The sequence below is a fragment of the Exiguobacterium aestuarii genome, assembly GCF_020171655.1.
Lineage (GTDB): Bacteria > Bacillota > Bacilli > Exiguobacteriales > Exiguobacteriaceae > Exiguobacterium > Exiguobacterium aestuarii_A.
The window spans coordinates 403864-418683 of the sequence record NZ_JAIVAC010000001.1; the positions used below are offsets into that span (position 1 = coordinate 403864).

The window sequence follows — 14820 nt, forward strand, 5'->3', positions numbered from 1 at the left end:
TTTTCCTATGTATGAGGAGGAAGTTTGAATGGAACAATTGACAGTTCAAAAATTAGCGTCTTGGTTTGGGATTGACGTGGAAGACGATCGTCTCGTCGAACGCGTCGCCACAGATTCGAGAGATGAGAATGGGGCAGGACTATTTGTCCCGATCGTCGGTGCACGTGTTGACGGTCATGACTACATCGAAGCAGCGATTGAGAAAGGGGCCATCGTCACGTTTTGGGAAGAAGGTCGCCCTCAACCGGACAATGTGTTCGTCATCCCCGTCAAATCGACGATCGAAGCCTTGCAAACGGCAGCGGCACGCTACTTAGAGGAAATCAATCCACTCGTGGTCGCGATTACCGGATCAAACGGAAAAACGTCTACGAAAGACATGATTGCCGTCGTACTTGAAGAAAAATTCAAGACGCACAAGACAGCTGGAAACTTCAACTCGGACGTTGGTTTACCGCTCACCGTCCTTCGCATGCCGCGCGACACGGAAGTGGCCGTGTTAGAGATGGGTATGAACGGATTTGGTCAAATCGAGCAATTATCGAAAATTGCCAAACCGGACGTGGCATTTGTCACGAACATTGGGGAGTCACACGGTGAACAAGTCGGCGGACGCACAGGGATCGCGAAAGCGAAGCTTGAAATCAAGGCTGGTCTGAAACCGGACGGACGATTGATTGTCGATGCGGACGAACCACTTCTTGCCGGTCAAGGGTATCGCGTCGGATACGATGAGACGGCGGACGGGAAAATCGAAGTGATCGAGACGACGTTTGACGCATCCATCTTTAAATACAATGGTGACTTGTACGAGCTGAAGGTGCTCGGTGCCCATCAAATCCGAAATGCGGCTTATGCCATCGCGTGTGGTCTCGAGTTCGGACTCGATCATACGATGATTCAACGCGGTCTTGACCGCATCAAACTGACGACGATGCGAATGGAGAAGCAGATGTTCGGTGAAGCGCATCTCATCAACGATGCATATAATGCGAGCCCGACATCGATGATTGCGGCGATTGAAACAGTCAAGTCGCTCGAAGGCTTCTCGAAGCGCGTGCTCGTCCTTGGCGATATGTATGAGCTCGGAGCGGATGAACAAGCCCAGCACACACAAGTGGGTGAAGTCGTAACAGCTCCTGTGACGGATTGTATTCTCGTCGGTGAAAAGGCGAAATGGATTGCGGATGGGATTCAAGACACGCGTGTGAACGTCACATCTGTTCCGAACGTGGAGGAAGCGAAGGCGCTCCTTCATCGTTATCAACGTCCGGATACTGTGGTATTGTTAAAGGCATCTCGAGGACTGGCGCTTGAGCGTCTCGTTCAATAAATAGAGTAGTGAGGTAGCAACATGTTAATTAGTTTAATTGTCTTAATCAGTGCATTATTAAGTGTATTAATCGTCATGCCGCGAGCTATTCCGGCATTGCGTCAGTTGAAATTTGGACAAGAGATTCGTGATGAAGGTCCGGGCTGGCACCAGAAGAAATCGGGAACGCCGACGATGGGCGGAATCGTCATCTTGCTCGCCATCTTAGTCGGCTTCATCGTATCTGTCATCTTCGGGGAAGCGGTCGCCGGATTCGGGACACTTCTATTCGTGACGATGGCGTTCGGGGTAATCGGCTTTTTGGATGACTATATTAAAGTCGTCAATAAACGAAACCTCGGGTTGACTTCACTTCAGAAGTTGATTGGTCAAATTGTCGTATCCGTTCTGTTCGCCTGGTTCCTATCACTTGGTGGAGAGCTTGATACATCGATTTCGATTCCATTCACATCGATTTCATTTGAGACGGGTTGGTTCTATATCGCCATCGTCATCTTCTGGCTCGTCGGCTTCTCAAATGCCGTCAACTTGACGGACGGCCTTGACGGTCTCGTCTCATTCTCGGCGATTCCGACGTTCACATTCTTTGGAATTTATGCGCTCGCACAAGATGAGCTTGGGATTGCCTGGTTCGCATTCGCCGTCGTCGGCGCATTGATCGGGTTCCTCGTTTTCAATAAGTATCCGGCGAAGATTTTCATGGGCGATACGGGTTCACTCGCGTTAGGTGGGGCCGTCGCTGGACTAGCACTCATGTTAAAACTTGAGTTGCTCCTCGTATTCGTCGGGATCATCTTTGTCATCGAGACGTTGAGCGTGATCTTGCAAGTTCTTTCATTCAAAACGACAGGGAAGCGCATCTTTAAAATGAGCCCGATTCATCATCACTTCGAAATGGTCGGTTGGTCGGAATGGCGAATCGTCCTTACGTTCGGTGGAATCAGTTTAATTACAGCAGGTTTATCATTACTACTCATGTAAAAGGGTGAGACAGATGGAAAAGCAATGGCACGGTAAAAAAGTTCTCGTCCTCGGCGCCGCTAAGAGCGGAATCGCAGCGGCGACGTATCTGCATCATGCGGGAGCTGATGTGACGATTAATACGGGGAATATCCCTCCCGAAGACGAGCAGGAAAAAATTCAGGCACTTGGGATTCAATCGGTGTTTAATGACCACCCTCTCGCTTTGTTGAATGAGACAGAGTTGATTGTGAAAAATCCAGGGATCCCGTATCACATTCCGTTGCTTCAAGAAGCGATATCCCGTGAGATTCCAATCTACACGGAAGTCGAGCTCGCCTACATGGCAACCGAGGCAGAATTCGTCGCAATCACAGGCTCGAACGGAAAGACGACGACAACGACACTCGTCTATGAGTTACTCAAAGGCGGAGAGCGCCCGGTTCATCTCGCGGGAAACATCGGATTCCCGGCTATCGAAGTCGCGACAAACGCGAAGGCGGGCGAATTGATTGTTATTGAATTGTCGAGCTTTCAGTTGATGGGGGTCGAGTCCTTCCATCCGCGTTCGGCAGCGTTGCTGAATCTATCAGAAGCCCATCTCGATTATCACGGCGACTTCGAATCGTATGCCGATGCAAAAGGAAACTTGTTCCGTCAGATGACACGTGACGACCAAATCGTCGTTAAAGTGACAGACTCCGAAGTGATGAAACGTGTCCCGGCTCATCTTGAACCGAATACGTTCAGCTTTGAGCGAGGAGATGCTTCCGTCGTGGACGGTTGGGTCACGGTACGCGGAGAGCGACTCATTCGTGTGAATGAATTGGCATTAGGTGGTGCCCATAACGTTGAGAACGTACTAGCGGCTCTTCTGTTAGTCGAACCGTTTGCACTTCCAAAAGCACACGTCGAGCGAGTATTACGAAACTTTGGCGGTGTCGCACATCGAACTGAAAGTTTAGGTGATGTTCTCGGACGTGCCGTCTACAATGATTCGAAGGCGACGAACAACGTTGCGGCGGAAGCGGCGCTACGAGGATTTGATGCTCCGATCGTGTGGCTTTGTGGAGGACTCGAACGTGGAGCGGACTTATCTTCGCTCGCGCCAGCTCTCTCAAACGTAAAAGCTGTCGTCGCGTATGGTGAGACAAAAGAGCGTTTTAAAGAGCTTGGGGAGTCCCGACAGATTCCATCTTACACGGTCGAGACGTTAGCAGACGCCGTTCCACTCGCGTTTGAACAATCTGAGACGGGAGATGTCATTCTCTTATCTCCTGCTTGTGCGAGTTGGGACCAATTTAAAACGTTTGAAGAACGAGGCGAACAGTTCGTCCATCTCGTTCGCGCATATGAGGAGGCGAACCGATGAAAGTCATGATTTCTGGTGGAGGTACCGGTGGTCATATTTATCCGGCCCTCGCATTGATTGAGACGTTACAAAAACGTCACCCGAATTTACAGGTACAATACGTTGGAACGGAGAATGGGTTAGAAGCCGATCTCGTTCCTCGAGCAGGTGTCCCGTTCAAATCGATTCAAATCGCTGGATTGAAACGGTCCCTCTCTCTTGAGAACTTAAAGACGGCGTACTGGTTCTTGAAAGCTGTTCGCTCTCTTAAAAAAGATATGGCAGCATTCAAACCGGATGTCGTCATCGGAACGGGCGGATTCGTCTCAGGACCGGTCGTCTATACGGCGCAACAACTCGGCATCCCGACTATCCTACATGAACAAAACAGCATCCCAGGGTTAACGAATAAGTTTTTATCGAAAAAAGCGGATCGGGTCGCCCTTTCCTTTAAAGGGTCCGATGTTCACTTCCCTGGGGCAAACGTTCGCTTGATTGGAAACCCGCGTGGAAGTGAAGTGCTACAAACGAAAGTGGACGATGCAGCTGTACGAGAACAGTACAATCTCGATGAACGGCCTATCGTATTGATTTACGGAGGGAGTCGTGGCGCCGAAGCAATCAACCGTGCCGTCATTGAGGCTATCCCAGCGCTTTCGGACTTACCAATCAACGTGCTCTACGTCACAGGGAAAGTTCATTACGAATCTGTATCGAAAGAAGCCCCATCATCTGAAAACGTACACGTTCATCCGTACGTCTATGACATGCCGGCCTTACTCGCTTGTACGTCAATCGTCGTCTCGCGTGCGGGAGCTTCGACGATTTCTGAATTGACCGCCCTCGGCTTACCGAGCGTATTGATCCCGAGCCCATATGTTACAGCAGACCATCAGACGAAGAACGCCTCTGCCCTAGTTGAAAACGGTGCGGCGTTACTCGTGAAAGAGGAGTCGTTGACAGGGGAGACGCTCGTCGAAGCGATTCGCCAAGTACTCGGCAAACAAGAAGAGATGGCGAACGCATCCCGTGCCCTCGGATTCCCGGACGCGTCAGATGCACTAGCCGACTTAGTAGAAGAAGTCATTCGATAAAGGAGTAGAATCCGATGGAACCAAGCCAACAAACGGTACGCAGTCTAGAAGACCGTATTCCGTACATGAAAAAGCAGCGACGGAAAAAAGCGAACCGTCGGATGTTCTCCGTGCTTTCTTTGTTTGGAATTCTCATCTTACTCGTGGTCTATATGCAAACTTCGATGTCGAACGTGAAAGAAGTGAACGTATCTGGGCTATACTGGCTTGATGAATCCTACGTGTTTCAAAACATGGAGCTCGACACATCGACAAAATTTGTCAGTCTATCACCGAGCAAGATGAGTGACCAAATGGAAAAGTTGCCGGGTGTCAAACGGGTAGACATGGACCGATCTTGGTATAACGTCGTTCACGTCAATGTGACAGAAGAGAAGATGATTGCTTATGCTCGTGCGGAGACGGGAGATGTCGTCGTGTTAGCAGACGGCTCACTTCATCCGACAGGCACCATCACCGACCCTCAGAAGTTAAAAGATGGTCCACTGCTAAGAGAGTTCAATTCGGAAAAAGAACTCGAAAAGATTGCCAGTGAGTTGGAACAAGTCGATGACGCGACGCGAGCCCGTATGTCGGAAGTCATCTTGTCTAAACAAAAGGGAGAGCCGACACGTTACGAGATCTTTATGAATGACGGAAATACGCTTCTCACCCCGACGCTGAAGTTAAGTGAGACCGTTTCGAAATATGGAGAAATCTATGAAAACATTCCGAAAGGTCAGCAAGGAACAGTCGTCATGGATGGTGGTTTTTATTTTGTTCCATACAAGAAAACGAATGAATAATCAGTTATATTACAGCCCTTAGACACATAAGGGCTGTTTTTTTGTCTTTTGTAAACGAATTGATAACGCGAAACCGCTTAAATTGTAGGATTCTACCTTTTCTCACTATCTTATTTGTTGTAAACTTAGACGTGAGATATCTTGTCGAAACCAACAATTTTTTTGGATATCTGTCATATTTGTCATGTAATTTGTACAGGAAAATTATAGAGCGGAGGTGTTTCCCTTTTGGAAGCGAATGGTTATGTGGCCGCATTAGATATTGGAACGTCAGAGATTAAGCTCGTCGTCGGTGAATTGCTCGGCGGAACGCTTAATATTTTGGCAGAAGGGTGTGCACCGTCTGCAGGGGTGAAACGTGGTGCTGTCGTAGACATCGATAAAACAGTCCAAGCGATCAAACAGGCCGTTGAACACGCGGAGACATCGTTAGGTGATCAAATTCGATCTGTATACGTTGCCATCGAAGGGGAACATATCCAAATTGCCCCATGTCATGGAATCGCATCCGTGAAGCGGGAAGATCAGGAAATTACAGATGCAGACGTGATGGAGGTCATCAATTCAGCACAAGTGATGCGATTACCGGATGAGATGAGTGTCATCGATGTAATCCCATCATCATTCACGGTGGATCAACAAACGGGCGTCGTCGATCCTCGTGGAATGCTTGGTTATCGACTAGAAATGCATGGGAAAATGGTTACTGGATCGAAGACAATTTTACATAGTATTCGTCGTTCGATTGAACGTGCCGGATTACACCTCGAAGGATTTATTTTAGGGAACCTCGCGCTCGGCATGAGTGCAGCTTCTGTAGATGAAATCGACCTCGGCATTGGTCTTGTCGATGTCGGGCACGAAAAGACGACGGTCTCGGTATTTTATCGCGGAGATCTCGTTTACTCGTATATCCTTCCAGTCGGTGGAGACCATATGACAAGAGACTTGGTCTATAAGCTAAATTGCAAATATCAAGACGCCAAAGTGGCGAAAGAAGAATACGGTCTCGCACTCGAAGAAATGGCCGATGGAACAGAAGGTTTCTCCTACACGAACATCAATGGGGAAGTGGCGTTCGAACCACAGTCAGAAATTAGCTATGTTTTAGAGGCGAGAATAGAGGAAATGTTTACCCTTATGTTGAATAAGGTTCAAAAAGTAGGTGTTCCGATGCTGAATGGCGGATACTTACTCTGCGGTGGAGCTGCTGCTCTACCAGGTATTCAAGAGTTAGCGACTCGTGTCATGGGTCAAAAGACGAGATTGTATCAACCGTCGTCGATTGGCGTCAGACATCCAAAATACGCGACAGCAGTCGGTGTTTTGAAATATGTCTTAATGAGTGATCATCACGTTTCAAAATCTCAACTCGAAAAACCGGAAGTTCGCTACGAAACGCTTCACAATAAGCAGGAACCGACCGATACTCATGTTGGAGAGAACGAATACGAGACCGATCAAGAGTCGAAAAAAGGTTTTAGTCGTTTGATGGAAAAATTATTTGGCGTTTAAGCTGACGTTGTAATACAACTTGGAAAATAAGTAGGGGGATACCTGAATGATGTACTTTGATGAGGCGATTGACGCCGTAGCAAAAATTAAAGTAATTGGAGTCGGAGGCGGCGGTTCAAACGCCGTTAACCGTATGATTGAACATGGGGTACAAGGAGTTGAGTTCATCGCTGTCAACACGGATGCTCAAGCCTTGAATATGTCGAAAGCCGATGTAAAACTTCAACTTGGTGCCAAATTGACACGTGGTCTCGGTGCTGGTGCGAATCCGGATATCGGTAAAAAAGCGGCAGAAGAAAGCCGCGAACAATTGATTGAAGCGCTTGATGGAGCGGATATGGTTTTCGTCACAGCTGGTATGGGCGGCGGAACAGGAACTGGTGCTGCACCGGTCATCGCTGAGATTTCAAAAGAAATCGGCGCGCTCACAGTCGGTGTCGTCACAAAACCATTCATGTTTGAAGGCCGGAAGCGCATGCAACACGCGCAACATGGGATTCAAGCGTTTAAAGAAAAAGTAGATACACTCATCGTCATTCCAAACGATAAGCTTCTTGAAATCGTGGAACGCAACACACCGATGATCGAAGCCTTCCGTGAAGCGGACAACGTCCTTCGTCAAGGTGTACAAGGGATCACTGACTTGATCGCCATCCCTGGTCTCATCAACCTTGACTTCGCTGACGTGAAGACGATCATGACAGAAAAAGGATCTGCACTCATGGGTGTAGGTGTTGCTACAGGTGAAAACCGTGCCGTTGAAGCAGCGAAGAAAGCAATCTCTTCACCACTTCTCGAATCTTCAATCGAAGGAGCGAAAGGTGTCTTGATGAACATTACAGGTGGGCTCAGCCTTAGCTTGTATGAAGTGACAGAAGCAGCTCAAATCGTTCAAAGTGCCGCAGATGAAGAAGTGAACTTGATCTTCGGTTCAGTCATCAACGAAAACTTGAACGATGAAATCATCGTCACCGTGATCGCAACTGAATTTGCTGAGGAAACACAAGGGGCGAACCCGTTCCTTCAGCAGCCGAAAAAACAGCCAGAGGTTGAGAACAAGGAACCCCAACCAAAAGCAAATGAAGCGGCTCAACAAGACGAAGGGAACTTCCATCGCCCAGTGTATGGAGGAGACGTCCCAGACGAGACGATCAACATCCCTGCGTTCGTGAGACAACGCCGTAACTAAACAACAAGGGGTGCCGTGACTCGGCATCCCTTTTTCTAAAAAAGGAGAAACCGATGCAACTGTTACATACATGGGAAACCGAAACGAATCGCTATCATGCTTACGTGACGACACGGACGAACGGACACAATGCCGGAAACGTTGGTCTTCATGTCGGCGATGATATTGATGGAGTCATTCAAAATCGTCAATGGTTCTTTCGACAGGCGAATCTTTCGCTAGAAGACTCTGTTTGGGCCGACCAAGTGCACGGGATAACGGTCCAAAGCGTGGATTCAGCGGACAAGGGCAAAGGTGCATTTCGATATGACGAGGCAATTTCGCAAACAGACGGACTCATCACAAAAGAAGAAGCTTTGCCGCTCGCTCTCGTCTTTGCAGATTGCGTACCTCTCTTTTTCTGTGCGAAAGACCATGGAGTCATCGGTGTCGCTCATGCGGGTTGGAAAGGGACCGTCGGCAATATCGTCACGTCCATGATCCAAGCGTTTGAAGATCAAGGCATCGATGCGACAGAAGTGGACATGCTCGTCGGTCCAGCGATTGCTGGGAATGAATATGAGGTCGATCGTCGAGTGCTAGATGCGGTTCAATCCGTTTCGCCGATTGCCTATCAACGAGCCGTTCGACAGGAGTCGGGCGACCATGCCTTGTTGTCACTCCAAGCAGTCAATGAAGTATTGGCAAACGAACATGACGCGTCCGTCATGCAATCGAATTTATCGACTGGCGCAAATACTCCGTTTTTCTCGTATCGAGACGGAGAAACGAAACGTCGGTTTGCGGCAGTCATCGTCAAGGAGCGTAAATTGTGAGTATTTCAGATAACGTAAAACAAGTTCAATCTATCATGGCAGCCCACGTTCAAGATGTGGAGCCTACTTTGATTGCCGTCACGAAATCGGTAGGCGTAGACGTGGCCAATGCTCTCTACGCAGAAGGAATTCGTGACTTCGGTGAAAATCGTCCAGATTCCTTACTTGAAAAAGTGAACGGCATGCCAGAAGACGCAAAGTTTCACTTCATCGGCACGTTACAGACACGTAAGGTGAGACAAATCATCGATCACGTGGCAGCTATTCACTCATTGGACCGTTTATCACTCGCTGCAGAAATCGATAAACGAGCGAGCGAGACGATTGATTGTTTCGTTCAAGTGAATACGTCAGGAGAAGATTCAAAACATGGTCTTGAAATAGAGGAAGTTATGCCTTTCATCGAGAACTGTAAACAGTATCCTCACATTCGAATCATCGGTTTGATGACGATGGCGCCGTTCACGGAAGAAGAGTCAGTCCTTCGTGAGACGTTCGGTCGTTTACGTCGATTACGTGATGAAGTGAACGCAAAAGGGTTTGAACACGCCCCTTGCACGGAGCTATCGATGGGGATGTCAAACGATTATCCAATCGCGATTGAAGAAGGCGCATCGTTTGTTCGTATTGGTACCGTACTTGTGCAATAATATATCTTAAGGAGGAATCCGTTATGTCAATCAAAAACAAAATGAAAGATTTCTTTGGACTCGAGGAAGATCCGAACAGCACATACGAAGAAGAAGAGTTTGCCGTCGCAAACACATCAGCAACTTCTTCAACTGAAACAGCGGTCGTGAGACAAGAGGATCGCCCAAAATCAGCAAATAATCTCGTGGCATTGAATACGAAGAAGAAAGAACGCTCGAAAGTCGTATTGGCTGAACCACGTGTATTCGCTGAAGCGCAAGATATTAGCGATCAATTGAAAGAAAACCGTGCTGTCATCGTCAATCTTCAGCGCATGTCAAAAGAGCAATCACGTCAAGTCGTCAACTTCCTTTCCGGTGTCGTATATGCGCTAGAAGGATCGATGACTTCGATTGGACATAACACGATTCTGTGTACTCCGAACAATGTCGAATTGACTGGTTCAATCTCAAACTTGATTTCGGAGGATGAACTTCATAGTAAAGGGTGGTAACTGAATGGAAAACGTAATCCCTGCCTTAGGCAATACGTTAAGTACTTTGCTTGGTATTTATAGTTGGGTCCTGATCGGCTATATCTTATTATCATGGTTCCCGAACGCGCGTGAATCCATGTTCGGACAAATTTTATCATTTTTATGTGAACCATTTTTAGCACCGTTCCGACGGATTATCCCACCAATCGGTGGCATGCTCGATATCTCTCCAATCGTCGCATTGTTCGTGCTTCGGATGGCACAAGCCGGTATCGCTGCCATTTTCGGGTGATGTATGAGCGTTTATGACCACTACCGACCAAGTGAACGGGCGTTCGTCGAACAAGTCTTGGATTGGGTACAACAAGTCGAGAACAGCTATGTATTAAAGTTGACGGACTTTTTAGACCCTCGTGAACAGCAAATCGTCAAACAGCTTGTCGGTAAACAGCTCGTCATTCACGACGATGGCGGGTTTGAAGGAGCTGAACGACGTCGGCTGATTTTGGCGCCAGAGTATTATGAGCTAAATACCGATGATTTTGAAATTGAGATTCGTCGCATCGAATATCCGACAAAATTTGTTGACCTGACACATCGGCAAGTGACTGGAACTTTACTGAACGCTGGATTAAAGCGTCAAAAGTTTGGCGACGTCGTCCTGGAAGAGGAAATCGTCCAGTTTGCTACGACCCGCGAAGCGGTCGGGTTCATCGAAATGAACTTGGAACGTGTCGGAAAAGCAAGAGTTCGCATCTCCTCTGTTGCGAAGGATGACATTCTCGTCGTTCCGAAAACAGAGTGGGTCGAAGGGTTCGGCATCGTGTCCTCGTTACGATTTGATACGGTTGTGAGCGAGGTACTCAACATATCTCGTCAGAAAGCTCAGGCGCTCGTGAAACACGGTGACTGCAAAGTGAATCATAAAGTCATTGAAGATCCGAGCTTCTTGCTTGAACCAGATGATCTTTTATCCGTCCGTGGATACGGTCGTATTAAGATGATGGAGATCCTTGGTTCGACTAAACGTGAAAAGATTAAAATCCAGTATGGGACCATACGTTAAATTTTAGGAGGAAAGTCGAATGGCGTTGACACCGATTGATATTCATAATAAAGAATTCTCTTCCCGTTTTCGTGGGTACGACATCGATGAGGTCAATGAATTTTTAGATCAAATCATTAAAGAGTTTGAACTATTGATTCGTGAGAATCGACGGTATGAAGAACTTGTCAACGATATGCAAGCTCGCATTGACTACTTCTCCTCGATGGAAGATACATTGAACAAGTCGATCATCGTCGCGCAGGAAGCAGCGGAAGAAGTGAAGAACAACGCGCAAAAAGAAGCGAGCCTCATCTTGAAACAAGCGGAGCGTGAAGCGTACGCTCGTGAAGAAGAAGCGGCCCGTAAAGAGCAACTTGCAGAACGTGAAGTCGTTCAAATGCTCAAAAAAGTCGAGTTGTATCGCACACGTTTCCGTGTCCTCGTTGACGCCCAAATGGAGCTCTTAAACAGCACCGAGTGGGAGACGATTGTCGGGGAGCCGCCTGTGCAGACGGTTCTTGACGATAGATCAGAACTTGCGTATAATGACCACGAAGTCACACAGAATGAAGAACAACATGGATAAATGATCAACACGTTGAGTAGGACGCGTCGATCGAGTCATACCTACGAAGCGACTTAGGGACGGTGAGAGCCTAAGAGAAAGACTCGAATCGGTATCCCCTATGAGTCGTCACGCTGAACCAGAGTAAGCGTGACCGCCTGACCTCGTTATCGGTTACCGAGAGCGGTCTCACGAACGTGAGACTAGTAGGGTGGTACCGCGAGTCAACCAACTCGTCCCTATCAGGGATGGGTTGGTTTTTTTTGTTTTCTAAAAAATGTTGATGGAGGAGTTTCGATGAACTACAAAGACACGCTATTAATGCCAAACACAGAATTCGCAATGCGTGGGAATTTACCAAAACGCGAACCAGCGATGCAAACAGAATGGGAAGACATGGACCTTTACAACAAGGTGCAAGAAAAAAATGCAGGGAAACCACAATACATCTTGCATGATGGTCCTCCATATGCGAACGGCGACATCCACATGGGACATGCGATGAACAAAGTATTAAAAGACATCATCGTGCGTTTCAAAGGGATGAACGGATACCAGTCTCCAATGATTCCAGGTTGGGATACGCACGGTCTTCCAATCGAGAACGCCCTTCAAAAAGCTGGCGTCAACCGTAAAGAAATGACGGTCGCTGAATTCCGCGAAAAGTGTGCAGAATATGCAATGGAACAAGTGAACTCGCAACGTGAGCAGTTCAAACGTCTCGGTCTTCTCGCAGACTTTGAAAATCCATATATCACGCTCCTTCCGGAATATGAAGCGGCACAAATCCGCTTGTTCGGGACGATGGCTGAAAAAGGATACATCTACAAAGGAAAGAAACCAGTCTACTGGTCGCCGTCTTCGGAGTCTGCACTCGCAGAAGCTGAAATCGAATATTACGATAAAAAATCACCAGCCATCTACGTGGCATTCCGCGTCGTAGACGGAAAAGACACATTGACGTCTGACGATCATTTCGTCATCTGGACGACGACGCCTTGGACAATCCCGGCGAACCTCGGGATCGCAGTGAGTGATGAGTTGACGTACACGCGCATCGAACACGAAGGAAAAGGCTATATCGTCGCAGAGACGCTCGTTGAAGAAGTGACGACTGCGCTCGGCTGGACTGATTACACTGTGAGCGGTTCATGGAACGGTCGCGACTTTGAATATATGACGGCCCAACATCCGTTGTATGACCGCACGTCACTCGTCATGCTCGGCGACCACGTCACAGCGGATGCGACTGGACTCGTCCACACGGCTCCAGGGCACGGGGAAGATGACTATCGTGTCGGACAGGCTTACGGCTTGGATGTCCTTTGTCCGGTCGATGACCGTGGTTACATGACGGCTGAGGCGCCTGGTTTTGAAGGGTTGTTCTATGAAGATGCGAACAAACAAATCGGGATGAAACTTGAAGAGAACGGCTACTTGCTCAACTTGAAGTTCATCAAACACTCGTACCCGCATGACTGGCGTACGAAAAAACCGGTCATCTTCCGTGCGACACCACAATGGTTCGCTTCAATCAAAGATTTCCGTGAAGACATGCTCCGTGAAATCGAAGAAGTGAATTGGGTTCCAGAATGGGGAATGACACGTCTTTACAACATGGTCCGTGACCGTGGGGACTGGGTCATCAGTCGTCAACGTGCATGGGGCGTGCCGATTCCAATCTTCTATGCAGAGGATGGAACGGAAATCATCACGAACGAGACAATCGACCACGTCGCAAACTTGTTCCGTGAGCACGGCTCGAACGTCTGGTACGAGCGCGAAGCAAAAGACCTTCTTCCTGAAGGGTTTACACATCCGAACAGTCCGAATGGCGAATTCCGTAAAGAACTCGATATCATGGACGTCTGGTTCGATTCAGGTTCTTCACACGCTGGTGTATTAGAGGAACGTGAAAACCTTCGTCGCCCCGCAGACCTTTACCTTGAAGGATCTGACCAATACCGCGGTTGGTTCAACTCGTCACTCTCAACAGCTGTTGCGACGACGGGCAAAGCGCCATACCGAAACGTCTTGAGCCACGGTTTCGTCCTTGATGGGGATGGACGTAAGATGTCGAAGTCGCTCGGTAACACGATTGCGCCAAACGATCTCGTGAAGCAATATGGTGCTGAAATCGTCCGTCTATGGGTCGCGTCAGTCGACTATCAGTCTGACGTTCGCGCTTCGCACGACAACTTTAAACAAGTGTCAGAAGTATACCGGAAGATGCGTAACACAATCCGTTTCCTTCTTGGAAACTTGAACGGGTTTGATCCGTCGATGCGTGTCGCATTCAATGACATGCCAGAAGCAGACCGCTTCATGGCAACGAAACTGAAACAGCTCCAAGCAAAAGTGGTCAAAGCGTATGACACGTTTGACTTCATGGCGGTGTATCATCTCGTTCATAACTTCTGCGTTAACGAGTTGTCATCGTTCTATCTCGACTTTACAAAAGATATCCTTTATATCGAGCGTGAAGACGATCTCCGCCGTCGTGCCGTTCAGACGGTCATGTACGATGCGGTCGTCCTTTTGACGAAGCTCTTGGCTCCAGTCCTTCCACACACTGCCGATGAGGCGTGGAAAGAGGTGCCTGGGAAGTCGGAAGCAAGCATCTTCTTGACGGATCTAGAAGAAGTGGATGCATTGACTGCTGACGAGCAAACGTTATTAGAGAAATGGTCGAAATTCCTCGTCTTCCGTGACGATGTCCTCAAAGCGATCGAAATCGCACGTGGCGAGAAATTGATCGGGAAACCGCTCGAGGCGAAATTGATTCTCGCACCGAAAGCAGAGACTGCGGCGTTATTGGAAACAATCGATAACGTCAGTCAGTTGCTTCAAGTATCACAAGTAGAATGGGCTGAGACGGCAGACGTCGATTATGCGACGACGAAAATCACAGTCAAGAAAGCAGATGGTGCTGCTTGTGCACGTTGTTGGACATACTCGACAGAGCTTGGACAAAACGAAGAGCATCCTGAGCTTTGCCCACGCTGTGCATCAGTAATCGGTTAAGACGAACCGGAGTGG

General features: G+C 48.2%; 14 protein-coding genes and 1 other annotated feature. All 14 genes read left to right on the forward strand.

Annotated elements, in window-relative coordinates:
* Positions 1 to 28 precede the first annotated feature (28 nt).
* The 14 genes from LCM29_RS02105 to ileS all read left to right on the forward strand — a co-directional run bounded on the left by LCM29_RS02105 (position 29) and on the right by ileS (position 14805).
* Positions 29 to 1333 carry a UDP-N-acetylmuramoyl-tripeptide--D-alanyl-D-alanine ligase gene (locus LCM29_RS02105; protein WP_224860601.1) on the forward strand — a complete coding sequence of 435 codons (1305 nt, stop codon included), beginning with the start codon at positions 29 to 31 and terminating at the stop codon, positions 1331 to 1333.
* Positions 1334 to 1354: 21 nt separating this feature from the next.
* Positions 1355 to 2314, forward strand: a complete 960-nt coding sequence (gene mraY / locus LCM29_RS02110) for a phospho-N-acetylmuramoyl-pentapeptide-transferase (protein ID WP_214745601.1) — start codon at positions 1355 to 1357, stop codon at positions 2312 to 2314.
* 13 nt (positions 2315 to 2327) lie between these two features.
* Positions 2328 to 3665, forward strand: coding sequence for a UDP-N-acetylmuramoyl-L-alanine--D-glutamate ligase (murD, locus tag LCM29_RS02115; RefSeq protein ID WP_224860603.1), 1338 nt, complete (start codon positions 2328 to 2330; stop codon positions 3663 to 3665).
* Positions 3662 to 4738: an undecaprenyldiphospho-muramoylpentapeptide beta-N-acetylglucosaminyltransferase gene (murG, locus tag LCM29_RS02120; protein WP_224860605.1), complete on the forward strand. Its 1077-nt coding sequence runs from the start codon at positions 3662 to 3664 to the stop codon at positions 4736 to 4738. The genes murD and murG overlap by 4 nt, the downstream gene beginning before the upstream one ends.
* Before the next feature lie 14 nt (positions 4739 to 4752).
* On the forward strand, positions 4753 to 5523 hold the full coding sequence (locus LCM29_RS02125) for a cell division protein FtsQ/DivIB (protein WP_224860607.1): 771 nt from the start codon (positions 4753 to 4755) through the stop codon (positions 5521 to 5523).
* 228 nt (positions 5524 to 5751) lie between these two features.
* Positions 5752 to 7038 carry a cell division protein FtsA gene (gene ftsA / locus LCM29_RS02130; RefSeq protein ID WP_214691764.1) on the forward strand — a complete coding sequence of 429 codons (1287 nt, stop codon included), beginning with the start codon at positions 5752 to 5754 and terminating at the stop codon, positions 7036 to 7038.
* Positions 7039 to 7084: 46 nt separating this feature from the next.
* Positions 7085 to 8227, forward strand: a complete 1143-nt coding sequence (ftsZ, locus tag LCM29_RS02135; RefSeq protein WP_214691765.1) for a cell division protein FtsZ — start codon at positions 7085 to 7087, stop codon at positions 8225 to 8227.
* Between the two features lie 53 nt (positions 8228 to 8280).
* The gene (pgeF, locus tag LCM29_RS02140) at positions 8281 to 9042 is read left to right on the forward strand and encodes a peptidoglycan editing factor PgeF (RefSeq protein WP_224860609.1); all 762 of its coding nucleotides are present in this window, start codon (positions 8281 to 8283) and stop codon (positions 9040 to 9042) included.
* On the forward strand, positions 9039 to 9692 hold the full coding sequence (locus LCM29_RS02145; protein WP_224860611.1) for a YggS family pyridoxal phosphate-dependent enzyme: 654 nt from the start codon (positions 9039 to 9041) through the stop codon (positions 9690 to 9692). The genes pgeF and LCM29_RS02145 overlap by 4 nt, the downstream gene beginning before the upstream one ends.
* A gap of 23 nt (positions 9693 to 9715) precedes the next feature.
* Positions 9716 to 10186, forward strand: a complete 471-nt coding sequence (locus LCM29_RS02150) for a cell division protein SepF (protein ID WP_214691768.1) — start codon at positions 9716 to 9718, stop codon at positions 10184 to 10186.
* 4 nt (positions 10187 to 10190) lie between these two features.
* Complete coding sequence (locus LCM29_RS02155) at positions 10191 to 10460, forward strand: YggT family protein (protein WP_074034873.1); 270 nt, start codon at positions 10191 to 10193, stop codon at positions 10458 to 10460.
* A 3-nt stretch (positions 10461 to 10463) separates the two neighbouring features.
* Complete coding sequence (locus tag LCM29_RS02160; protein WP_224860613.1) at positions 10464 to 11234, forward strand: RNA-binding protein; 771 nt, start codon at positions 10464 to 10466, stop codon at positions 11232 to 11234.
* 19 nt (positions 11235 to 11253) lie between these two features.
* Positions 11254 to 11802: a DivIVA domain-containing protein gene (locus LCM29_RS02165; protein ID WP_074034869.1), complete on the forward strand. Its 549-nt coding sequence runs from the start codon at positions 11254 to 11256 to the stop codon at positions 11800 to 11802.
* Positions 11803 to 11805: 3 nt separating this feature from the next.
* Positions 11806 to 12025 (forward strand) — a binding site (T-box leader).
* Positions 12026 to 12078: 53 nt separating this feature from the next.
* A complete protein-coding gene (gene ileS, locus LCM29_RS02170; RefSeq protein WP_214691770.1) occupies positions 12079 to 14805 on the forward strand; it encodes an isoleucine--tRNA ligase in 2727 nt (908 codons plus the stop codon).
* Positions 14806 to 14820: the final 15 nt, after the last annotated feature.